We start from the raw sequence: 25189 nt of genomic DNA, 5'->3' as shown, positions 1-25189 counted from the left end.
CGACGCCGGCTTCTTCGGCATCTCCCCACGCGAGGCCCTGGCCATGGACCCCCAGCAGCGTCTGCTGCTGGAGACCGCCTGGGAGACCTTCGAGCGGGCCGGACTACGCCCGGAGCAACTGCGCGGCAGCGAGACCGGAGTATTCGTCGGGGCCACCGACTCGGGTTACACCGGCCCGCCGGAGAGCCAGGGGCACGCCCTGACCGGGCACCTGGCCAGCGTCGCCTCGGGCCGGGTCTCCTACACGTTCGGCCTGGAGGGCCCGGCCGTCACCGTCGACACCGCCTGCTCGGCTTCTCTGGTGAGCCTGCACCTGGCGGCCCAGTCGCTGCGCTCGGGGGAGTGCTCCCTGGCTCTGGCCGGTGGTGTGGCCGTGATCGCCAGCCCCGCGGTCTTCGGGGAACTGCACGCTCAGGGCGGGCTGGCCGCGGATGGCCGGTGCAAGGCCTTCGGGGCCGAGGCGGACGGCACCGGCTGGTCCGAGGGTGTCGGTCTGGTTCTGCTGGAACGGCTTTCGGACGCCCGCCGTAACGGGCACGACGTGCTCGCGGTGATCAAGGGTTCCGCGGTCAACCAGGACGGTGCCTCGAACGGTCTGACCGCCCCGAACGGGCCCTCGCAGCAGCGGGTGATCCGCCGGGCCCTGGCCGCAGCCGGACTCTCGGCCGCTGATGTGGATGCGGTGGAGGCGCACGGCACGGGTACCCGTCTGGGTGACCCGATCGAGGCCCACGCGCTGCTGGCCACCTACGGCCAGGAACGGGAACGCCCGTTGTGGCTCGGCTCGGTGAAATCCAACCTGGGCCACACCCAGCTGGCTGCCGGTGTGGCCGGTGTGATCAAGATGGTGCTGGCGTTGCAGCACAACCAGCTGCCGCAGACCCTGCACGCCGATACCCCGTCCGAGCACATCGACTGGGCCGGCGGCGACATCCAGCTGCTGAGCCAGAGCGTGCCGTGGGAGGAGAACGGCCACCCGCGGCGGGCCGGTGTCTCGGCCTTCGGAATCAGCGGCACCAATGCACACGTCATCCTCGAACAGGCGCCCGGGACAGAGATTTCCGAGCCGACGGTCGATCCCACCCCGGCTCAGGCCTGGATCGTCTCCGGCCGCACCGAGCCGGCCCTGCACCGTCAGGCCGCCCGGCTCAGCGCTTTCGTCCAGCGCCACGACCTGGCGCCGGCTGACGTCGCCTACTCCACCGCCACCGGCCGCAGCCTGTTCGAGCACCGGGCCGTCGCCATCGGCCAGAACTCCGCCGAACTGCGGGCCGGGCTGGACGCGATCGACTCCGGCCTCAAGACCGCCGACCTGGTCACCGGCATGGCCGACCTGACCGGCAAGACCGTTTTCGTCTTCCCCGGGCAGGGCACGCAGTGGGCCGGGATGGGCGCCCAACTGCTGGAGGAGTCGCCGGTCTTCGCGGCCCGGATGGCTGAGTGCGCGGCCGCGCTGGAGCCCCACGTCGAATGGTCCGGCTGGTCGCTCCTGGACATCGTCCGCCGGGCCGAGGGGGCGCCGACGATCGAGCGGGTGGACGTCCTCCAGCCCGTCTCGTTCTCGGTGATGGTCTCGCTCGCGGCGGTGTGGCAGTCGGCCGGGGTGCAGCCCGACGCCGTCGTCGGACACTCGCAGGGCGAGGTCGCGGCCGCCTGTGTGGCGGGCGTCCTGAGCCTGACCGACGCGGCCCGGATCGTCGCGGTGCGCAGCCGGCTGATCGCCGACCGGCTGTCCGGGCACGGCGCCATGCTCACCGTGATGTCCGACGAGACCACCGTGCACGCTCAGCTGGACGGGCTGGCCGACCGGGTCGCCGTCGCGGCGGTGAACGGCCCGCGCGCGGTGACCGTCGCCGGTGACCCGGAAGCGATGGACGTGCTGGAGCAGCGCCTGGTCGCAGCCCGGCTGATGCGCTGGCGGCTGGAAGGTGTGGACTTCGCTGCCCACTCACCGGCGGTCGACGCGATCGCCGAAGACCTGCTGGACCGGCTGGCCGGTACCCGGCCGACCGCCGGGCACACGCCCCTGCTGTCCACCGCCACCGGCCGGTGGAGCGACGGCGCCGACCTGGACGCCGCCTACTGGGTGCGCAACCTGCGCGACACGGTGCGCTTCGCGGACGCCGTGAGGACGCTCGCCGAGCAGGGTTTCAGCAACTTCCTGGAGGTCAGCGCGCACCCCGCGCTGTCGCTGGGGATCGAGGAGACGCTCGACCAGGTTCAGGCGCCGGCCGTGGTGACCGGCACGCTGCGCGAGGAGCAGGGTGGCTGGGCGCAGGTGCTGCGGGCTTTCGCCCGGGCGTTCGTGCGCGGTGTGCCGGTGGACTGGCCCGCGCTGCACGCGGGCACCGGGGCGCGGCGGGTGAACCTGCCCACCTATGCGTTCGAGCGGCAGCGCTTCTGGCCGACCGGCAACCGTGGCGGCGACCCCAGCGGTCTTGGCCTGGTCTCCACCGGGCACCCGCTGCTGGGCGCCGTGCTGCCGCTGGCCGGATCGGGCTCAGTGGTCCTCACCGGGCGGCTGGCCGCTCACACCCACCCCTGGCTGCTGGAGCACGCCGTCGGGGAGACCTCAGTCTTCTCCGGTGGTGGGTTCGCCGAGCTCGCGCTGCGGGCGGCCGAGGAGGTCGGCTGCCAGTTGGTCGAGGAACTGACCCTGGACCAGCCGCTTCTGCTGGGCACCGAGGTGCCCACCGCCGTTCAGGTCCGGATCGCCGAGCCGGACGCGGACGGACGACGCGAGCTCTCCGTGCACTCGCGGTCCTCGGTCGCCGGGGAGGACGAACCCTGGATCCGCCATGCCACCGGCGTCCTGGCCGAACGCGCCGAAGGCGCCGCCGATCTGGCCGAGCAGGCTGACGAGCTGAGCGCAGCCGAGCTCGGTGTCTGGCCGCCGGAGGGTGCCGAGAGCGTCGCTCTGGAGGGCAGCACCCACATCCACCACGGCAACGCCTTCCAGGGCCTGCGCGAGGTGTGGCGGCGCGGCGACGAGGTCTTCGCCGAGGTCGAGGCGCCGGTGCAGGTGGAGGACGCCGCCTCGTTCGGCCTGCACCCGGCCCTGCTGGAGGCCGCCCTCCGTGGGGCCACCCTGCTGCTGGGCGAGCCGGAGCGGATGCTCGCGTCCTGGTCCGGCCTGGCCCTGCACAGCGTGGGCACACACACCCTGCGGGTGCGCCTGACCGCGGCCGGCCCGGGATCGGTGCAGCTGATCGCCGTGGACGCCGCAGGTGCGCCCGTCATCACCGCGGAGTCGGTCGGCTTCCGGCCGCTCGACCTCACCCTGTTCACCGGCCGCACCTCGGCCGGCTCCGGTTCTCTCTTCCGCATCGACTGGGTCCCGGCCGACGCCGGCACCGGCCCGGCCGGGACACCCGCCACGGTGGCCCGGGCCGACGCGGACCTGCAGGGCATCGAAGGCTCGCCGGAGCTGGTGGTGGTCACCCTGCGCTCGGCCGCCCAGAGCGCCGACGCCGTGCGCGACATCTGCGAGCAGGCCCTGGCCCTGGTCCAGAACTGGCTCGGGCAGGAGCGTTTCACCGACTCGCGCCTGGTGGTGATCACCCGGAACGCAGTTGCTGTCCGGGACGAGGAACCGGTGGCCGATCCGGCCGCGGCCGCTGCCGTGGGCCTGCTGCGCAGTGCCCAGGCCGAGCACCCGGAACGCCTCGTCCTGATCGACACCACCGAAACCACCGACCCGGCCAAGGAACTGGCGGCCGTGCTGGCCACGGGCGAGCCGCAGGTGGCGCTCCGCGACGGACAGGTCCTGGTCCCTCGCCTGGCCCGGATCACGCCGAGCGGGACCGCGCCGACGACCGATCCGACGACCGCTTCGACGACCGCGCCGACGGCCGGCTGGGACCCGGACGGGACCGTGCTGATCACCGGCGCCACCGGCGGTCTCGGCGCCCAGCTGGCCCGCCACCTGGTGCACCGTCATGGCGTCCAGCACCTGCTGCTGGCCAGCCGCAGCGGCGCCCAGGCCGAAGGCGCCGAGGAACTGCTCGGCGAACTCACCGCCGAGGGCGCGCAGGTCACCCTGAGCGCCTGCGACCTGGCCGACCGGGACGCGGTCGCCGCGCTGCTCGGGGCCGTACCGGCCGAGCACCCGCTGACCGCCGTGATCCATGCCGCCGGGGTGCGTGACGACGGGGTGATCGACGGACTCACCCCGCAGCGGCTCACCACGGTGCTCGGGCCCAAGATCGACGCCGCCTGGCACCTGCACGAGCTGACCCGCGAACAGGACCTGGCCGCGTTCGTCCTCTATTCCTCGATGGCGGGCCTGCTCGGCGGGGCCGGACTGGCCGGGTACGCCGCGGCCAACGCCGGTCTGGACGCCCTGGCCCAGTACCGGCACACCCAGGGGCTGCCCGCGACCGCGCTGATCTGGGGCGCCTGGTCGAAGGAGAGCGGCATGTCCGCGCAGCTCTCGGACGCCCACCTGGACCGGCTCACCGCCACCGGTCTGCCCCTGCTGACCGGCGAACAGGGCCTGGAGCTGTTCGACGCCGCTCTCGGCACCGGCCTCGCCGTCGTGGCCCCGGCCCGGCTGGACCTGCGGGTGCTGCAGTCCCACGACGACCTGCCGCCGCTGGTGCAGGGGCTGGTGCGCACCCGGCGCCGCTCGTCCAAATCGCAGGCCCGGCGGGCCGATGCGGTGCTGCTGCGGCGGCTGGCCGGGATGCCCGAGGCCGATCGGGTGCGGCACCTGCTGCAGCTGGTCCGGGTGGAGGCCGCGGCCGTGCTCGGCCACGGTTCACCGACCGCGATCGACCCCCGCAGCGAGTTCCGTGACCTGGGCTTCGACTCGCTGACCGCCGTCGAACTGCGCAACCGGCTGGCCGGCGCGGCCGGCACCCGGCTGCCCGCCACCCTGGTCTTCGACTACCCGACCCCGCAGGAGCTGGCCACCTTCCTGCTCGCCGAGATCATCGGCACCCAGCCGGGGGCACTTGCCCCGGCCGTGGCCACCACCGCGCTCGACGACCCGATCGTCATCGTCGGGATGAGCGCCCGCTACCCCGGAGGCGTGTCCTCGCCCGAAGACCTGTGGCAGCTGGTTATGGCCGAACGCGACGCAATCGGCCCGCTGCCCACCGACCGGGGCTGGGACGCTCACGGCGAACTGTCCTACCAAGGCGGATTCCTCAGCGGTGCGGCCGATTTCGACGCCGCGTTCTTCGGGATCGCCCCGCGGGAGGCGATCGCCATGGACCCGCAGCAGCGTCTGCTGCTGGAGACCGCCTGGGAGGCGTTCGAGGCCGCCGGGATCACCCCGGACCAGTTGCGCGGCAGCCAGACCGGCGTCTTCGTCGGGGCTCCGGCCTCGGGTTACCAGCCGCCGGAGGACGCCCAGGGCTTCTTCGCCACCGGCCAGTCCGGCAGCGTCGCCTCCGGCCGGCTGTCCTACACGTTCGGCCTGGAAGGGCCGGCCGTGACCGTCGACACCGCCTGCTCCTCCTCGCTGGTGGCCATGCACCTGGCCGCTCAGGCGCTGCGCTCGGGTGAGTGCTCGCTGGCGCTGGCCGGTGGCGTCACGGTGATCACCACCCCGCGGGGCATCGTGGAATTCGGTGTTCAGGGCGGGCTCTCGGCAGATGGCCGGTGCAAGTCCTTCTCCGACGCCGCCGACGGCACGAGCTGGTCCGAGGGTGTCGGTCTGGTTCTGCTGGAACGGCTTTCGGACGCTCGTCGGCTCGGCCACCCGGTGCTGGCGCGGCTGCGCGGTTCAGCGGTGAACCAGGACGGCGCCTCCAACGGCCTGACCGCGCCCAACGGCCCGTCCCAGCAGCGGGTGATCCGGCAGGCTCTGGCCTCGGCCGGGCTGCTGCCGAGCCAGGTGGATGCGATCGAGGGCCACGGCACCGGCACCACGCTGGGTGACCCGATCGAGGCCCAGGCGCTGCTGGCGACCTACGGGCAGGACCGCGAACGGCCTTTGTGGCTGGGCTCGGTCAAGTCGAACATCGGGCACAGCCAGGCCGCCGCCGGGGTGGCCGGGGTGATCAAGATGGTGCAGGCCATGCGCCACGGGGTGCTGCCCCGTACGCTGCACCTGGACGCGCCCTCCAGCCACGTGGACTGGAGCGCCGGGGACGTCGAACTGCTCACCGAGACCCGGGAATGGCCGAGCAACGGTCACCTGCGCCGGGCCGGCGTGTCCTCGTTCGGGATCAGCGGCACCAACGCGCACGTGATCCTCGAAGAGGTCGCACCGGAGGCGGTACCGGACTCGCCGCAGCCTGAACTGGTTCTGCCGGTGACGGTCTCGGGTCGCTCGCCGCAGGCGTTGCGGGCCCAGGCCGAGCAGCTGGCCCGGTTCGTGGCCACCGGTCTGCCCGTCGGCGCCACCCTGACCGATCTGGCGGGCTCGACGCTGACCACCCGCGCCGCCTTCGAGTACCGGGCCGCGGTCCTGGCCGATGACCTGCAGTCGGCCGTCACCGGGCTCACCGCACTGGCCGAGGACCGTCCGGCCCCGGGCGTGCTGAGCGGTCGCGAGACCGATGGCCGGCTGGCCTTCGTCTTCTCCGGCCAGGGCGCTCAGCGCAGTGGCATGGGACGGGGCCTGCACGAACGGTTCCCGGCCTTCGCCCGGGCCTGGGACGAGGTCGCGGCTGCCCTGGGCCTGCCGCTGGACGACCTGGTCGCGGGTGACCTGAGCCGTACCGGTGACGCCCAGCCGGCCCTGTTCGCGTTGCAGGTGGCGCAGTTCCGGCTGCTGGAGTCGTGGGGCGTGCGCCCGGACGTCCTGGTCGGCCACTCGGTGGGGGAGATCGCGGCTGCGCACGTGGCCGGGGTTCTCTCGCTTGAGGACGCGTGTGCTCTGGTGGGTGCGCGGGCTCGGCTGATGCAAGCGTTGCCTTCGGGTGGGGTGATGGTGGCGGTCGCGGCGTCCGAGGACGAGGTGCTGCCGCACCTGGCCGGTCTTGAGGACGAGGTGTCGATCGCGGCGGTGAACGGGCCGGCCTCCGTGGTCCTGTCCGGCACCGAAGAGGCCGTGCTGCGCGTGGCCGGCGAGTTCGCCAAGACCCGCCGGCTGAACGTCTCGCACGCGTTCCACTCGCCGCTGATGGCCCCGATGCTCAGCGAGTTCGCGGGCGTGGTGCAAGGGCTGCGGTTCCGCCCGCCGGCCATCACGATCGCCTCCACCGTCGAGCCGGGCGCCGACCTGGCCTCGGCGTCGTACTGGGTGCGTCACGTGAGCGCGCCGGTCCGCTTCGCCGACGCCGTCCAGGCCGCCGAAGCAGGCAGCTTCCTGGAGCTCGGGCCGGAGGCCGTGGCCACCGCCATGGTGCTGGAAAGCCGCCCGCAGGCCGCCGCCAGTGCGCTGCTGCGCACCGACCGGGCCGAGCCGGACACCGTGCTGGAGGCCCTGACCCAGCTGCACACCGACGGGCTGGTCGTGGACTGGGCCGCCTACCTGCAGGGTCTCGGCACCCGCCGCCTGGATCTGCCCACCTACCGGTTCCAGCACCAGCGCTTCTGGCCGCGCGGGCACAGGACGACCGACGCCCGGGGCCTGGGCCTGGTGGCGGCCCGCCACCCGATGCTCGGCGCTGCCGTGCCGGTGGCCGGTTCCGACAGTGTCCTGCTGACCGGACGCCTCTCGCTGCGCACCCACGCGTGGCTGGCCGACCATGCCGTCGGCGGGAACGTCCTGTTCCCCGGCACCGGCTTCCTGGAACTGGCGGTCCGCGCCGGCGACCAGGTCGGCTGCGACCGGGTGGAGGAACTCACCCTGGCCGGGCCGCTGGTCCTGACCGACGCAGAGGCCGTGGCCGTGCAGGTCTCGGTCTCTGGGCCGGACCACGCCGGCCGCCGTGACCTGCAGATCCACACCCGCCCGGCCGAGGCCGAGGACGAGCCCTGGCGTCAGCACGCCACCGGTCTGCTCGCCACCGGCCGCGGCGGTGCTCGGCCCGGCCAGCCCTTCGAGGCTGTGCTCTGGCCCCCGGCCGGCGCGGAACCGCTGGCCGTGGACGACCTGTACGAGCAGCTCGCCGAGGGCGGGTTCGCCTACGGCCGGACCTTCCAGGGGCTGCAGGCGGCCTGGCAGCGGGACGGTGAGGTGTTCGCCGAGGTCAGCCTGCCCGAGTCGGCCACCGCCGACGCCGCGCACTTCGGCCTGCACCCGGCCCTGCTGGACGCCGCGTTCCACGTCCTGCCCTTCGCCGGTCTGGCCGACGGCGGACGCCTGCCCTTCTCCTGGTCCGACGTGTCCCTGCACGCCCAGGGCGCCACCGAACTGCGGGTCCGGGTGACCCGCACCGGGTCCGAGGCCGTATCCCTGGACGTCGCCGACCTTTCCGGCACGCCGGTGCTGTCGGTCGGCTCACTGGTCCTGCGACCGGTTCCCCAAGGCGCCGCCACCGCCCCGAACGCGGCACTGAGGGACGCGCTGTTCGCTCTGGACTGGACTCCCGCCGAACCGGCGCCCGCACAGCCCGGGCTGGCCGACGTCCATGATTCGGTGGACTGGACCGATCTCGGCGACTCGACCCCGCCCGTTGTCACCTACCGCATCGCCGCGCCCGACGACCTGCCCGACCCCATCGCCCGTACCCGGGCCATCACCGCACAGGTACTCGCGGTCGTGCAGAACTGGCTCTCCGACGACCGCTTCGCCGACTCGCGACTGGTGTTCCTGACCGAGGAATCGGCCGATCCCGCCGTGGCCGCGGCGGCCGGACTGGTCCGCAGCGCCCAGGCCGAGAACCCCGGCCGGTTCGTGCTGGTGGACCACGACGGGCAGATCACCGGACCGGCGCTGCAGGCCGCCCTGGCGGCCGCCGAACCGCAGGTCGCCGTGCGCCAAGACGTCGTACACCTGCCCCGCCTGAGTGCGGTGCCCGCTGCCGGGACCGGACCGCGGGAGTGGAATCCGGACGGGACGGTGCTGATCACCGGCGGTACCGGCGGACTGGGGGCCCTGCTGGCCCGGCACCTGGTGACGAACCGGAACGTACGCCACCTGGTCCTGGCCAGCCGACGCGGGATCGAGGCGCCGGGAGCGGCCGACCTGGCCCAGGAGCTGAGCGCTCTCGGTGCCCAGGTCACGGTGGCCGCCGGCGACGTCTCCGACCGGGCCTCGGTGCAGGAGCTGCTCGACGCGATCCCGGCGCAGAACCCCCTGTGCGCAGTGATTCACACCGCCGGCCTGCTGGACGACGGCGTGGTGGGGGCGCTGACCCCCGAGCGTCTGGACACCGTGCTGCGGCCCAAGGCCGAAGGCGCCTGGAACCTGCACGACCTAACCAGCGATCACGACCTGGAAGCCTTCGTCCTCTTCTCGTCGCTGGCCGGCGTGATCGGGGCGCCGGGTCAGGCCAACTACGCTGCCGCGAACGCCTTCCTCGACGCCCTCGCCGCTCAGCGCCGGGCCGAAGGAAAGGTCGCGCTGTCCCTGGCCTGGGGTGGGTGGGCCCAGGACGCCGGCATGACCGGCACGCTCGAGGAGAGCGACCTGCGCCGGATGAGCCGCGCCGGAATGCCCGCGCTGACCGCTGAACTGGGCCTGGCGCTGTTCGACGCAGCCACGGCCACCGACGACCGCTCGATGCTGATACCGGTCCGCCTGGACCGGGCCGCAGTGCGGGCCGCAGGCGAGATCCCGCCGTTGCTGCGCGGACTCGTCCGGCCTGCCCGCCGCCTGGTCAGCGGGGGCGAACAGACCGCGTCCGGTCTGTTGCAGCAACTGGCCCCGCTGGAGGCCGAGGCCCGCCGCGAGGTGCTGATCGACCTGGTCCGCACCGGTGTCTGCCTGGTGCTCGGGCACGCCACCACGGAAACCGTCGACCTGCGGCGCGAGTTCCGGGAGCTGGGCTTCGACTCGCTCACCGCCGTCGAACTGCGCAACCGGCTGGGCGAGATCACTGGCCTGCGGCTACCGGCCACCCTGGTGTTCGACTACCCGACCCCGGCCGTGCTGGCCGACCATCTGCTGGCCGAGATCCTCGGCGAGCACGGTGATCTGACCGCTTCGACCGATGCGGCGGCCGGTGCCACGGCTACCGACCCGATCGTCATCGTCGGGATGAGCTGCCGCTACCCGGGCGGCGTGACCTCGCCCGAGGGCCTGTGGAACCTGGTGGCGCAGGACGTGGACGCGATCTCCGGCTTCCCGGTGAACCGGGGCTGGCCGGAGCCCTCCGGCAGCGGGGCGGACGCGGCGCCCGGCTCGCCGAGGCTCATCCGCAGCGGTGGGTTCCTCCACCAGGCCGGAGATTTCGACGCCGGGTTCTTCGCCGTCTCACCGCGTGAGGCGCTGGCCATGGACCCGCAGCAGCGCCTGCTGCTGGAGACCTCGTGGGAGGCGTTCGAGGCGGCCGGGATCGACCCGGGGAGCCTTCGCGGCAGCCGCACCGGGGTGTTCGCCGGCGTGATGTACCACGACTACGGCATGGACGCGACGTTCCCGGACGACGTGCTGGGCTTCCTGGGCACCGGAACGGCCGGAAGTGTGATGACCGGCCGGGTTTCGTACACCTTCGGTCTGGAGGGCCCGGCGGTCACGGTGGACACCGCCTGCTCCTCGTCGTTGGTGGCTCTGCACCTGGCCGCCCAGGCCCTGCGTTCGGGTGAGTGCAACCTGGCTCTGGCCGGCGGTGTGACGGTGATGGCCACCCCCGGCCCGTTCGTGGACTTCACCGGGCAGGGCGGGAACGCGCCGGACGGGCGGTGCAAGTCGTACTCCGCCGCTGCCGACGGTGCGGGCTGGTCCGAGGGCGTGGGCATGCTGGTGCTGGAGCGGCTCTCGGACGCCCGGCGCAACGGTCACGAGATCCTGGCCGTGGTGAAGGGCTCGGCGGTCAACCAGGACGGCGCCTCCAACGGGCTCACCGCCCCGAATGGACCTTCCCAGCAACGGGTGATCCGCCAGGCCCTGGCCAACGCCGGAGTCAGCGCGGCCGACGTCGACGCGGTGGAAGGGCACGGCACCGGAACGGTTCTGGGTGATCCGATCGAGGCCCAGGCGGTGATGGCCACTTACGGGCAGGACCGGGAGCGCCCGATCTGGCTGGGCTCGATCAAGTCGAATATTGGGCACACCCAGGCGGCCGCCGGTGTGGCCGGGGTGATCAAGATGGTCCAGGCGATGCGGCACGGCGTGCTGCCCCGCACGCTGCATCTGGACGAGCCGTCGGCGCACGTGGACTGGTCGGCCGGAGCGGTGGAACTGCTGCGGGAGAGCGTCGACTGGCCGGCGGTGGAACGTCCGCACCGGGCCGGGGTCTCGTCGTTCGGGATCAGCGGAACCAACGCTCACGTGGTGCTGGAAGCCGCGCCCGAGGTCTCGGTTCCGGTTGTCCAGCGGGCGGAATCGCCGGCCATCGCTTGGACGGTCTCGGCCAAGAGCGGTTCCGCGCTGGCCGAACAGGCCGAGCGGCTGGCGGAGGTCGCCGGTGAGGTTGAGCCGGTGGATGTGGCGTTCTCTCTGGCTGCTTCACGAGCCGTTTTCGAGCATCGTGCGGTTGCGGTCGGTGCGGGTTCGGTGGAGCTTGTGGACGCTCTGGGCGGGCTTTCCGGCCGCAGTGTCCAGTTCGGTGGCCGGCCGTCCGGCTCCGGAACCGTTTCCGGCGTGGCGGATGTGGACGGCCGCACGGCCTTCGTGTTCCCGGGCCAGGGGGCGCAGTGGATCGGTATGGGTGCTCGTCTGCTGGATGAGTCGCCGGTCTTCGCGGCCCGGATGGCTGAGTGTGCGGCGGCGTTGGAGCCGTTCGTGGAGTGGTCTCTGCTCGATGTGGTGCGCAGCGGTGCTGATCTGGACCAGGTTGATGTGGTTCAGCCGGTCTCGTTCGCGGTGATGGTGTCGCTGGCGGCGGTGTGGCAGTCGGCGGGCGTTCGTCCCGATGCAGTGATCGGTCATTCGCAGGGTGAGATCGCGGCTGCGGTCGTGGCCGGAGCGCTGACCTTGCCGGACGGTGCTCGGGTGGTGGCGCTGCGCTCGCAGGCCATCGCTGGGTCGTTGGCCGGGCGCGGTGCGATGGCTTCGGTGGCGCTGCCGGTGGCTGAGGTTGTTGTTCCTGGCGGTGTTTCGGTCGCAGCGGTGAACGGGCCGCGGTCGGTGGTGCTGGCCGGCGACCCTCAGGCTGTTCAGGCGCTGGTCGACTCGTACGCAGAGCAGGGTGTGCGAGCCCGGATGATCGCAGTGGACTATGCCTCGCACTCGGCGCACGTGGACGCGCTGGAGGCCGAGCTGGCGGAGGCGCTGGCGGGGTTGGAGCCGCGGTCGGTGTCGGTGCCGATGCTGTCGACCCTGACGGGTGAGTGGCTCGAAGGCCCGGAGCTGGACGCGCAGTACTGGTTCGCGAATCTGCGGAACCCGGTTGGTTTCTTCGCAGCGGTGGAGCGGTTGCTGGGGGAGCGGTTCCGGGCGTTCGTGGAGGTCAGCTCGCACCCGGTGCTGACCGTGGGCGTGCAGGAGACGATCGACGAGGCAGACGTGGTGGCCGTCGCGGCCGGGACGTTGCGGCGGGACGAGGGCGACTGGCGGCGGGTGCTGACCAGCCTGGCCGAGGTCTGGGTGCGCGGGGTCGCCGTGGACTGGGCCGCGCTCTTCCCGGGCCGACGGGTGCCGCTGCCCACGTATGCCTTCCAGCACCAGACCTACTGGCCTGAGCCGGCCACCGACGCCCTGGGCGACGTTTCCGCCGCTGGGCTGGTCGCAGCCGACCACCCGATGCTCGGCGCCGTGGTGGAACTGGCCGACGGTCAGGGGCTTCTGTTCACAGGCCGGCTCTCCCTGGCGCGGCAGCCCTGGCTGGCCGATCACACCGTTCTGGGTGCTCGGGTGGTACCCGGCGCGGCCTTGCTGGAACTGGCCGTCCGGGCCGGCGACGAGGTCGGCTGCCGTCAGGTGGAAGAGCTGACCCTGCAGGCTCCGATGGTGCTGCCGGAGACCGCCGCGCTGCGCGTGCAGGTGACCGTCGGCGCGGCGGACGCACTGGGTAACCGCAGCATCAGCATCGACTCCCGGCCGGAGACGGCAGGCGACTGGGTGCGGCACGCCACCGGTGTCCTGGCCGAAGCTCCGACGGAAACAGACCAGTTCGACGCCACGACCTGGCCTCCGGCGGGAGCTGAGCCGGTCGACGTGTCCGGGCTGTACGCGAACTCCGAAGCGCTGGGCCTGGAGTACGGGCCGGCCTTCCAGGGCCTGCGCGCGGCCTGGCGAGGTGACGGCGAGGTCTACGCCGACGTGCGGCTGCCGGACGGGCTCAGCGACCAGGCCTCGGAGTTCGGCCTGCACCCGGCGCTGCTCGACGCCGCTCTGCACGCCGCTGCGCTCACCGGTTCAGTGGAGGCCGGTCCGGCCCGGCTGCCGTTCTCCTGGCAGGGCGTCACCCTGCATGCGGCTTCCGCCGACCTGCTGCGGGTGAGGCTGCGCACCGAGGGGCCGGACCGGATCACGCTGGCCCTGGCCGACGCGGCCGGAGTGCCGGTGGCCACGATCCGCTCGCTGGCCGTGCGCCCGGTGGCGGCCGAGGAGTTGACGAGGCCGGCCGACGTCACCGGACCGGCGCTGTTCGGGCTGCAGTGGAAGATGCTTCGCCTGCCCCAGCCGACGCCGGCCGCCGGTTCCTGGGCCGTCATCGGTGAGGGGGCGCTGGCCGACCACCTGAGGGAGTCCGGCCCGGGCCTGCCCGGACGGGACGCCGTCGCGGACGTCACCGTGCTGATCCTGGATGCCCACGCCCACCTTCCGGTGACCGAAGCAGTTCAGGCGACCACCGCGTCCGTGCTCGGAGCGGTTCAGGAGTGGATTGCCGCGCCACGGGACGCGGACGCGAAGCTGGTTGTGGTCAGCACCGGTGCGGTTCGGTCGATGGCGAGTGACCCGGCGCCGGACCTGGCTACCGCCTCGGCCTGGGGGCTGCTGCGCTCGGCCCAGAGCGAGGAGCCGGGCCGGATCGTGCTGCTCGACCTGGAAGCGGGCGGCCTGGAAACCGATGGCCTCGGTCTGGTGGGCCTCGTGACGGCCGTCCTGGCCAGCGAGGAACCGCAGGTTGCCGTGCGCTCCGGAGCTGCCCTGATCCCGGGCCTGTCCCGGCTGGTCACCGACCAGGCCGGTCACGACCTGCACCCGGCGGACTGGGACCCCGACGGCACGGTCCTGATCACCGGCGGCACCAGCGGTCTGGGCGCCCTCCTGGCCCAGCACCTGGTGACCGCGCACGGCGTTCGCCACCTGCTCCTGGCCAGCCGTCGCGGGCCGGACGCACCGGAGGCCGATGACCTGTTCGCGGATCTGCGTCGAAGCGGTGCCGAGGTACAGGTGGCCGCCTGCGACGTCTCGGACCGGGAAGCCGTGCAGGATCTCTTGGCCGGCATCGATCCCGCCCACCCGCTGACCGCGCTCATCCACACCGCGGGCGCGCTGGACGACGGCCTGCTCACCTCCCTCGACCCGCAGCGCCTGGCCACCACCCTGGCCCCGAAGGCCGACGCCGCCTGGCACCTGCACGAGCTGACCCGCGAGCTGGATCTGAAGGCGTTCGTGCTCTACTCGTCCTTCGCCGGACAGGCCGGGGCGCCGGGGCAGGGCAACTACGCGGCCGCCAACGCCTTCCTCGACGCGCTCGCCGAGCACCGCAACGCCGCCGGGCTGCCCGGTCGCTCCTTGACGTGGGCCGCTTGGGCCCAGCGCACGGCCCTGACCAGCACCGCGGACTTCGACCGCTTGGCCCGGACGGGTCTGCCGGCGCTCGAAACCGGTGCCGGACTGGCGCTGTTCGACGCCTCCTTCAGCGCCTCGGCCCCGGTGGTGGCGCCGCTGCACATCGACCTGAGCGCCCTGGGCTGGGCCGCGCAGATGCCCATCCTGCGGGGCCTGGTGCCCGGCCACAGGCCGGCCCGCCGCACCGCCTCCGGCGCCACGGCCTCCGGCCTGAGCGACACCCTCCTGGCCCTGCCCCCGGCCGAGCGCCTGCCCCGTCTGCTCGAACTGGTGCGGACCCAGGCCGCGGCCGTGCTCGGACACCCCGACACCGGGCAGGTCCGGGCCACCAGCACCTTCCAGGAACTGGGCTTCGAATCGCTCACCGCCGTGGAACTGCGCAATCGGCTGGGTGCCGAGACCGGGCTGCGCCTGCCCGCGACCATGATCTTCGACTACCCCACCCCGCAGGTGCTGGCCGGGCACCTGCTGGATGAACTGGCCGGCACCGCGCCCTCCACCGCGCGCGCCACCACGGTCGCGGCCCCGGTCGTGCGGGCCACCGACGACCCGATCGTGATCGTCGGCATGGCCTGCCGCTACCCCGGCGGCGTGGCCTCCCCGGACGACCTGTGGCGCCTGGTCGCCGACGGCACCGACGCGATCACCCCGTTCCCGGACGACCGCGGCTGGAACGTCGACGCGCTGTACCACCCGGACCCGGACCACCCGGGCACCTCCTACACCCGGCACGGCGGATTCCTGGCCGAGGCGGCCGACTTCGACCCGGCCTTCTTCGGGATGTCGCCGCGCGAGGCCACCGCCACCGACGCCCAGCAGCGTCTGCTGCTGGAGACCTCCTGGGAGGCGATGGAGGGCGCCGGGATGGACCCGACCACGCTGCAGGGCAGCCGCACCGGCGTGTTCACCGGCGTGATGTACAGCGACTACGCCTACCTGCTGGCTGGTCAGCCCGAGCTGGAAGGGCAGCAGGGAACCGGCAGTTCACCCGCCGTCGCCTCCGGCCGGATCTCCTACACCTTCGGCCTGGAAGGCCCGGCGGTCACCGTGGACACCGCCTGCTCCTCTTCACTGGTGGCGCTGCACCTGGGGGCGCAGGCCCTGCGCGCCGGGGAGTGCTCGCTCGCCCTGGCCGGTGGCGTCACGGTGATGTCGATGCCCAGTGTCTTCACCGGATTCTCGCGGCAGCGCGGGCTTTCGGCCGACGGTCGGTGCAAGTCCTACGCGGATGCGGCCGACGGTGCGGGCTGGTCCGAGGGCGTGGGCATGCTGGTGCTGGAAAGGCTTTCGGACGCTCGCCGCAACGGTCACGAGGTACTGGCAGTCGTCCGGGGTTCGGCGGTGAACCAGGACGGCGCGTCGAACGGGCTGACCGCTCCGAACGGGCCTTCGCAGCAGCGGGTGATCCGGGCGGCCCTGGAATCGGCCGGTCTGCAGCCGACCGACGTCGATGCGGTCGAAGGACACGGCACCGGGACGACTCTCGGGGACCCGATCGAGGCCCAGGCACTGTTGGCCACCTATGGACAGGACCGCGAACGGCCTTTGTGGCTGGGGTCGATCAAGTCGAACATCGGGCACGCCCAGGCCGCGGCGGGTGTGGCCGGGGTGATCAAGATGGTGCAGGCCATGCGCCACGGCGTGCTGCCCGCCACCCTGCACGTCGACGAGCCCTCCAGTCACGTCGACTGGTCGGCCGGCGCGGTGGAACTGCTGCGCGAACCGGTCGAGTGGACGGCCGGTTCACGGCCCCGCCGGGCGGGCGTCTCGTCGTTCGGCATCAGCGGGACCAACGCGCACGTGGTGCTGGAGCAGGCTCCCCCGTCGCCGGCCCCGCAGACATCCGACTGGACGCCCCCGGCCACGGCTTGGGTACTTTCGGGCAAGAATGCCGCTGCCCTGGCCGGTCAGGTCGAACGGCTCACGGACGCTGTCAGCGGGCTTGAGCCGGTCGATGTCGCCTTCTCGTTGGCGGCCTCGCGGGCGGTGTTCCAGCACCGTACGGTTGCGGTGGGTGCGGATTCGGCCGAGCTTGCGGACGCCTTGGGCGGGCTTTTCGCGCGAGGTGTCCAGTTGGCGGGGTCGGTTCAGGATTCTGGTGGCCGGCCTTCCGGTGCGGGAACCGTTTCCGGGGTGGCTGATGTGGACGGCCGCACGGCGTTGGTGTTCCCGGGCCAGGGGGCGCAGTGGGTCGGTATGGGGGCTCGTCTGCTGGATGAGTCGCCGGTGTTCGCTGAGCGGATGGCCGAGTGTGCGGCGGCGTTGGAGCCGTTCGTGGACTGGTCGCTGCTCGATGTGGTGCGCAGCGGCGGTGTCCTGGACCGGGTGGACGTGGTCCAGGCAGTCTCGTTCGCGGTCATGGTCTCGTTGGCCGCGGTGTGGGAATCGGCCGGTGTGAAGCCGGATGCGGTGGTGGGGCATTCGCAGGGTGAGATCGCGGCCGCTGTCGTGGCCGGGGCGCTTTCGCTGCAGGACGGTGCTCGGGTGGTGGCGTTGCGGTCGAAGGCCATTGCCGGGTCGCTGGCCGGTCGTGGCGCCATGGCGTCGGTGGCCTTGCCGGCGGCTGAGATCACCGTGTCGGAGGGCGTTTCGGTTGCGGCGGTGAACGGTCCGCGGTCCGTGGTGCTGGCGGGCGACCCTGCAGCCGTTCAGGCGCTGGTCGATTCGTACACCGAGCAAGGCGTGCGAGCGCGGATGATCGCAGTGGACTACGCCTCGCACTCACCGCACGTGGACGACGTCGAGGCCGAGTTGGCCGAGGTGCTGGCCGGGTTGGAACCGCGGCCGGTGTCGGTGCCGATGCTCTCGACGCTGACCGGTGAATGGCTGGTAGGCACAGAGCTTGACGCGGGGTACTGGTTTGCGAACCTGCGTAACCCGGTGAGGTTCCAGGACGCGGTGGAGCGTCTGCTGGGGGAGCGGTTCCGGGCGTTCGTGGAAGTCAGTTCTCACCCAGTGCTGACCGTGGGCGTGCAGGAGACGGTCGACGAGGCGGACGTGGTGGCCGTCGCCGCGGGCACATTGCGGCGGGACGAGGGGGACTGGCAGCGAGTTCTGACCAGTCTGGCCGAGGTCTGGGTGCGGGGCGTGGCGGTGGACTGGGCTGCGTTGTTCCCGGGCCGCCGGGTCGCCCTGCCCACTTATGCCTTCCAGCACCAGCGGTACTGGCCCAGCGGTGGCCGCTCCGGTGACGTGGGCGGTCTGGGGCAGGCGGCGATCGGGCACCCGCTGCTGGGTGCGGCCGTCGCGGTGGCCGGGGCCGACAGCACCCTGCTCACCGGCCGGCTCGCGGCGGCGAACCAGCCCTGGCTGAACACCTTCGCCACAACGACCAGCACCGGGGCCGGCGACATCCTGGTGCCGGCCTCGGTCCTGGTCGAAATGGCCGGCCTGGCCGGCGATCAGGTGGGCTGCGACCGGATCGAGCACCTCGACACCGGCGCAGCGATGGTGCTGGGCGCCCGGGAAACGCTCTCGGTGCAGGTCCGGGTGGAGGCACCGGACGCCGCTGGGCGCCGCCCGGTCGAGATCTACGCCCGGCCCAGTGTCGGTGAGGCCGTCTGGACCCGCTACGCCAGCGGTGTGCTTGCCGTGGCGGCCGGGTCTGCGGTGACCTTCTCGGCGCGGGAGTGGCCCCCGACCGGTGCGACTCCGGTGGACCTCGACGACCTGTACGAGGACCGCACCGCTGTCGTCCTTTCCGGCAATGCCGACCCGAGCCCGCTGCGGGCGGCCTGGCGCAGGGCCGACGAGGTGTTCGCCGAACTGCACCTGCCCGAGAGCGTCGGGTCCGGAACGTTCGGCCTGCACCCAGTGCTTCTTGACGCGGTGCTGCATGCCGCCGGTGTCTCGGGTGGCTCCACCGACCGCCCGGTGGCCTGGTCCGGGCTACGCCTCTACGCGACCGGGGCAATGTCGTTGCGGGTTCGGCTGGCCCCGGTCGGCGCCGATCGGCTGTCGGTGATGGCCGTCGACCAGGGTGATGAGCCGGTGCTCTCGGTCGAGGCGGTGACCATGCAGGCACTCGACCCGGCGGCCCTGCCCTCCGGCCCGGCCGCCCTCACCGGCGACGCGCTGTTCCAGGTGGCCTGGCGGAACGTGGAAGTTCCGGCGGACCCGGCGGCCCAGCCTGAACTGGTCGAGATCGCTCATCTGTCGGAACTGGCCACCCTGCAGTCAGTCCCGCCGCTGGTGGTGCTGCCCGTCGTCCAGGCGGACACCGATGTGGTGCCGTCGGTGCACCGTCTGACCGCGGAGGTTCTGCATGCGCTGCAGACCTGGCTGGCTGATGAGAGGACGGGCGGCTCCCGCCTGGTCCTGCTCACCAGGGGAGCGGTGAGCGCCCTGGACGGCGAGCCGGTGCCCGACCTTGCGGCCGCCGCGGTCTGGGGTCTGGTGCGCAGCGCGCAGGCCGAGAACCCGGACCGGTTCGTCCTGCTCGACCTGGAATCCGGCCTGGAATCCGACCTGGAATCCGACCTGGAGTCCCCCCGGGCTGCTGACGGGCTGGGCGTGGCGCAGCGGCTGAGTGCGGCGGGCGTGACGGTGGCGCAGCTCCTGAGCGTGGCCGAACCGCAGGTGGCCGTCCGCGACGGGCAGGTGCTGGTGCCGCGTCTGACCCGGGCCACGGTCGGCCGACCGCCGGCCTGGAACTCCACCGGCACGGTCCTGGTGACCGGCGGTACCGGTGGCCTGGGCGCGCAGGTGGCCCGGCACCTGGTCACGACCCACGGCGTCCGGCACCTGGTGTTGGCCGGGCGCCGCGGTGAGAACGCCCCCGGCGCAACCTCGTTGCGTGACGAGCTGACGGCCGCCGGGGCCGAAGTCGTCTTGGCTGCCTGCGACGTCTCGGACCGGGCCCAGCTGGAGACGCTCCTGCAGCAGATCCCGGCCGAGCATCCGCTGACCGGCGTGGTGCACGCGGCCGGCGTGCTCGACGACGGAGTCCTGAACGCCCTGGACGCCGAACGGCTCGAGACCGTGCTGCGGCCCAAGGCCGACGCGGCCTGGCACCTGCACGACCTGACCCAGCACCTCGATCTCGACGCGTTCGTGCTCTTCTCCTCCGCTGCGGCCACGCTGGGCGGCGGCGGGCAGGCCAACTACGCCGCGGCCAACGCCTTCCTCGACGCGCTGGCCGCCCAGCGCCGAGCCGACGGCCGGGCTGCGGTGTCCCTGGCCTGGGGCTTCTGGGCGCAGGGCACAGGAATGACGGGCGAGTTGTCCGAGGCCGACGTGCGCCGGATGAGCCGTTCCGGGGTCAGCCCGATCCCGACCGAACTGGGCCTGGCCCTGTTCGACGCCACCACCACGGCCGAGCGCGCGGCCCTGATGCCGGCCCGGCTGGACCTGGCCGCCCTACGCCGCGCCGGTGAGATCCCACCGCTGCTGGGTGACCTGGTGCGTCGCGCCCGCCGCACGGCGGCGACGGGCCCGATGGGGGAGGCCGGTCTGGCCGACCGCCTCGCGGGCCTGGACCAGGCAGCCCGGCTGCGGGCGATGGGTGATCTGGTGCGCGAGCAGGCCGCCGCGGTTCTCGGGCACTCCTCGCCGTCGTCGATCGACCTGCGCAGTGAGTTCCGGGCCCTGGGCCTGGACTCGCTGACCGCGCTGGAACTGCGCAACCGGATCGGCGCGGCCACCGGCCTGCGCCTGCCGGCCGGGCTGGTGTTCGACCACCCGACGCCGGAGGCACTGGCCCGGCACCTGCTGGGCGAACTGCTCGGGCACGTCGGCGAGGTGGTCAGCGCCAGGACAGCCGTCAGGACCGGTGCGGTGGCCGACGACCCGATCGTCGTGGTGGGTATGTCCTGCCGCTTCCCCGGCGGGGTCAGCAGCCCCGAGGACCTGTGGCAGCTGCTGGAGAACGGTGTGGACGCGGTCACGCCCTTCCCGACCGACCGCGGCTGGTCGATCCCGGCCGACCGCTCTCCGCAGGGCGGCTTCCTCACCGGGGCCACCGAGTTCGACGCCGGCTTCTTCCGGATCTCCCCGCGCGAGGCCGTGGCCATGGACCCGCAGCAGCGCGTGCTCCTGGAGACCGCCTGGGAGGCCGTGGAGCGCTCCGGGGCCGACCCGCAGCGCCTACGCGGCAGCGACACCGGCGTGTTCATGGGCACCAACGGCCAGGACTACTCGGCGCTGCTGATGGACTCCGACGACGACGCCGTGCGCGGGCACGCCATCACCGGCCTGTCGGCCAGCGTGCTGTCCGGGCGGCTGTCGTACCTGATGGGTCTGGAGGGCCCGGCGGTCACCGTCGACACCGCCTGTTCCTCCTCGCTGGTCGCCATGCACCTGGCGGCCCAGGCCCTGACCTCCGGCGAGTGCTCGCTGGCCCTGGCCGGTGGCATCACCATCATGTCCACCCCGGCCTCCTTCGCCGGGTTCGACGCCCAGGGCGGTCTGGCCCCGGACGGGCGCTGCAAGGCCTTCGCCGACGGCGCCGACGGCACCGGCTGGTCCGAGGGGGCGGGCGTGCTCGTGCTGCAGCGGCTTTCGGACGCGGTGCGGGAGGGCCGGGAGATTCTGGCCGTGCTACGTGGATCGGCGGTGAACCAGGACGGAGCCTCCAACGGGCTGACCGCCCCCAACGGACCCTCGCAGCAGCGGGTGATCCGCCAGGCCCTGGCCAACGCCGGCTGGGAGGCCCAGGACGTGGACGCGGTCGAGGGGCACGGCACCGGGACCCGCCTCGGCGACCCGATCGAGGTGCAGGCCCTGCTGGACACCTATGGGCGGCAGCGGCCGCGGCCGCTGTGGCTGGGCTCGATCAAGTCCAACTTCGGCCACACCCAGGCCGCGGCGGGCATGGCCGGGGTGTTCAAGATGATCCTGGCCATGCGCCACGGGGTGCTGCCGCGCACCCTCCACGTGGACCGGCCCTCCGGCCACGTCGACTGGACGGCCGGTCCGGTGCGGCTGGTCACCGAGGCGGTGCCGTGGGAACGCGAGGGCCGTCCGCGGCGAGCCGGCGTCTCCTCGTTCGGGATCAGCGGCACCAACGCCCACGTCCTGCTGGAGGAAGGCCCGCAGACGGTCGAGGCAGCCGCGACGCAGACGGATTCGCCCCTTCCGGTGCTGGTGTCCGGGCGGTCGGAGGCCGCCCTCCAGGCCCAGGCCGCTCGTCTGGCCCAGCACCTGCGTCGGCACCCGGACCTGACCGTCGCCGACCTGGCCTGGTCGCAGCTGAGCACCCGCTCGGCCTTCGAGCACCGCGCGGCGGTCACCGCCGGGAGCACCGACGAGGTGCTGGCCGGCCTGGCCGCGATCTCCGAGGGCGCGGCGAGCCCGGCCGTGCTGACCGGGACCGACCGCGGTGGGCAGCGCCTGGCCCTCAGCTTCTCCGGTCAGGGCAGCCAGCGGGCGGGTATGGGCGTCGGGCTGGGGGAGCAGTACCCGGTGTTCGCCGAGGCCCTGGAAACCGTTGCCCGCGAGCTCGACCCGCTCACCGGCGTCCCTCTGCTGCAGTTGCTGGACGACGAGGCCGCGCTGCAGCGCACCTCGGGCAGCCAGCCGGCCCTGTTCGCCCTGCAGGTGGCTCAGTTCCGGCTGCTGGAGTCGTGGGGCGTGCGGGCCGACGTCCTGGTCGGGCACTCGGTCGGGGAGATCGCGGCCGCCCACGTGGCCGGGGTGCTCTCGCTGCCGGACGCCTGCCGGCTGGTGGCGGCCCGGGCGAGATTGATGGACGCTCTGCCGGACTCGGGCGCGATGGTGGCGGTTCAGGCCTCGGAAGCCGAAGTGCTGCCGCTGCTGGCCGGTCTCGAGAGTCAGGTGACGATCGCGGCCGTGAACGGCCCGACTTCAGTGGTGCTCTCGGGTGTCGAGGACGTGGTGCTGGAGCTGGCCGGTCACTTCGCCAAGACCCGCCGACTGAAGGTGTCGCACGCGTTCCACTCGCCGCTGATGGCGCCGATGCTGAGCGAGTTCGCCGCCGTGGTGGAGGATCTGGAGTTCCGGGCACCGGCGATCCCGATCGTTTCCACGGTGCAGTCGGGGGCCGATGTGGCCACCGCCGAGTACTGGGTGCGGCACGTCAGCTCGCCGGTGCGCTTCGCCGACGCGGTACGTGACTGCGGGGCTGCGATTTTCGTCGAGCTCGGCCCGGATGCGGTGACCAGCGCGATGATCTCCGAGGTGGTCAAGCCGGCGCCGGTCACCATCCCGATGCTGCGCGCCCGGCAGGACGACGGGGCCGAGACCGGCCGGGCCCTGGCCGCTCTGCTCGTGCACGGTGTCCCGGTCGACGAGACTGCCCTGCGGGGTGGGGCTCGCCGGATTTCCCTGCCCACCTACTCGTTCCAGCGAGAGCGCTACTGGCCGCAGACGTCCGTTGGTGGTCGCAAGCCGGCCGGGGCGGCAGCGGACGCGGACTTCTGGAACGCGATCGAGTCCGACGACCTGGGCTCCCTGGCCTCCACCCTGGGCGTGGACGACGAGGCGCTCGGGGCCGTACTCCCGGCCCTGACCGGCTGGCGGCGCAGCCGTGAGGAGGGTTCGCTGGCCAACTCGTGGCGTTACCGGGTCACCTGGAAGGCACTGGACCGGGCTCCGGCCGGAGGGGCCGCTCCGACCGGGCAGTGGCTGGTCCTGGCTCCGGAAGGCAGCGCCGGCAGCGAGTGGGTGCAGGGCGTGCGCCAGGCACTGGACACCCCGTCCGAGCTCCTGGCCGTGCCCGGCGCCGACCGGCACGAGGTGGCCGCGCGCATCCGCGCCTTGGGCGAGCGGCCCTGGGGCGGGGTGCTGTGGCTGACCGACGGCCTGGCCCTGGTTCCAGGGGAGTCCTTAGGAGCCGCCGTGTCACATTCGCCGCAGTCGATGCCGTCGGGTGTCGCCGCGGAGGTGTCGATGACGATGAGTGTGATCCAGGCCCTGGCCGATGCCGGGGTGACCGCCCGGATGTTCGGCGTCACCCGCGGCGCCGCCTCGATCGGGCGGATGGAGCCGGCGCCCGGCCCGGCGCCGGCCGGGGTGTGGGCGGTCGGCCGGGTCGCCGCGCTCGAACAGCCCCAGCGCTGGGGTGCTCTGGTCGACCTGCCCGGCACCCTGGACGACACCGTCGCCGCCCGCTTCCGGCAGGTCCTGGCCGGCTGGGGCGACGAGGACCAGCTGGCCGTGCGGGGGGCCGGGGTCTTCGGGCGCCGGCTGGTCCAGGCCCCGGCCTCGGGGCCGGTGGCCGAATGGGCACCGACCGGAACGGTTCTGATCACCGGCGGCACCGGCGGGCTCGGATCGCTGGTGGCCCGCAAGCTGGCCCGGCAGGGAGCGTCGCACCTGGTGCTCACCAGCCGCCGTGGCCTGGAGGCCCCCGGCGCCGAAGAACTGCAGGCCGAACTGACAGCGGCGGGGACCCGGGTGGACGTCGTCGCCTGTGACGTCACCGACCGGGATGCGCTGAGCGCGGTGCTGGAGCAGTTCCCGCCCTCGGCCGTCGTGCACACCGCCGGCGTGAACCGCTCCACCGCCCTCGCCGACCTGGATCCGGCCGAGGCGCAGGAGGTGGCCGCGGCCAAGGTCCTCGGGGCACTCAACCTCGATCACCTGCTGGGCGAGCGCGACCTGGACGCGTTCGTGATGTTCTCGTCCATCTCCGGGGTCTGGGGCAGCGGCGGGCAGGCGGCCTACGGGGCGGCCAACGCCGCTCTGGACGCCCTGGCCGAACAGCGCCGGGCCCGGGGGCTGACCGCGACCTCGGTGGCCTGGGGTGCCTGGGCCGGTGACGGTATGGCCGCGGACGGCGAGACCGAGCAGTACCTGGCCCGGCGCGGTGTGGTCACGATGGCCGCCGAGCCGGCGCTGCGGGCCCTGTGGTCGGCGATCGCCCGCCGCGAGGTGACGGTGACAGTGGCCGACATCGCCTGGGACCGGTTCGTGCCCGCCTTCACCGCCGGCCGGCCGAGCCCGCTGTTCACCGACCTTCCCCCGGTACGGGCGGTGCAGGACGGCCTGGCGCAGGAACGGCGCAGCCAGGAGTCGGCCGCGTCGGCCCTGCGGGAACGGCTGCTGGCCCGGCCCGCGGCCGAGCGCCCGGAGCTGCTGCTGCAACTGGTGCGCGAACAGGTGGCGGCCGTGCTGCGGCTGCCGCAGGACGAGCCGGTGGCGGCCGCCAAGGCGTTCAGCGACCTGGGCTTCGACTCGCTGACCGCGGTCGAGCTGCGCACCGGGCTCAGTGCGGCGACCGGGCTGGACCTGCCCGCGGGCCTGGTCTTCGACCACCCGACCCCACAGGCCCTGGCCGCCTTCCTGGCCCGCGAGCTGGCACCCGACGCCGCCGGTGACCCGGAGCACGGGGTGGAGGGGCTGCTGGCCGCCGTCGACCGGATGGCCGCCGAGGTCCGCACCCTGAACGGCGACCAGGCCGGCCGCGACCGGGTGGAGGAACGCCTGCGCTCGCTGCTGGCCGAGGTGACCGGGCACCGACCGGCCTCCGCGGTCCGGGAGCGGCTGGTGACCGCCTCCGACGACGAGCTGTTCAGCCTTCTCGATGACGACCTCGGTCATTCCTGA

The 25189-nt window shown here is 73.1% G+C and carries 1 protein-coding gene (cut by a window edge); it reads left to right on the top strand.

Annotated elements, in window-relative coordinates; all coding sequences use genetic code 11:
• On the top strand, positions 1–25189 hold the 3' portion of the coding sequence (locus tag QSK18_RS11115; RefSeq protein WP_285618497.1) for a type I polyketide synthase. It extends 22670 nt beyond the left edge of the window; the window shows 25189 of its 47859 coding nt (coding positions 22671–47859); its start codon lies beyond the left edge, outside the window; its stop codon occupies positions 25187–25189.

It is taken from the genome of Kineosporia sp. NBRC 101677, assembly GCF_030269265.1.
Taxonomy (GTDB): domain Bacteria; phylum Actinomycetota; class Actinomycetes; order Actinomycetales; family Kineosporiaceae; genus Kineosporia; species Kineosporia rhizophila.
Note: the sequence above shows the minus strand (reverse complement) of the source record. Positions and strands in the feature narration are given on the sequence as shown.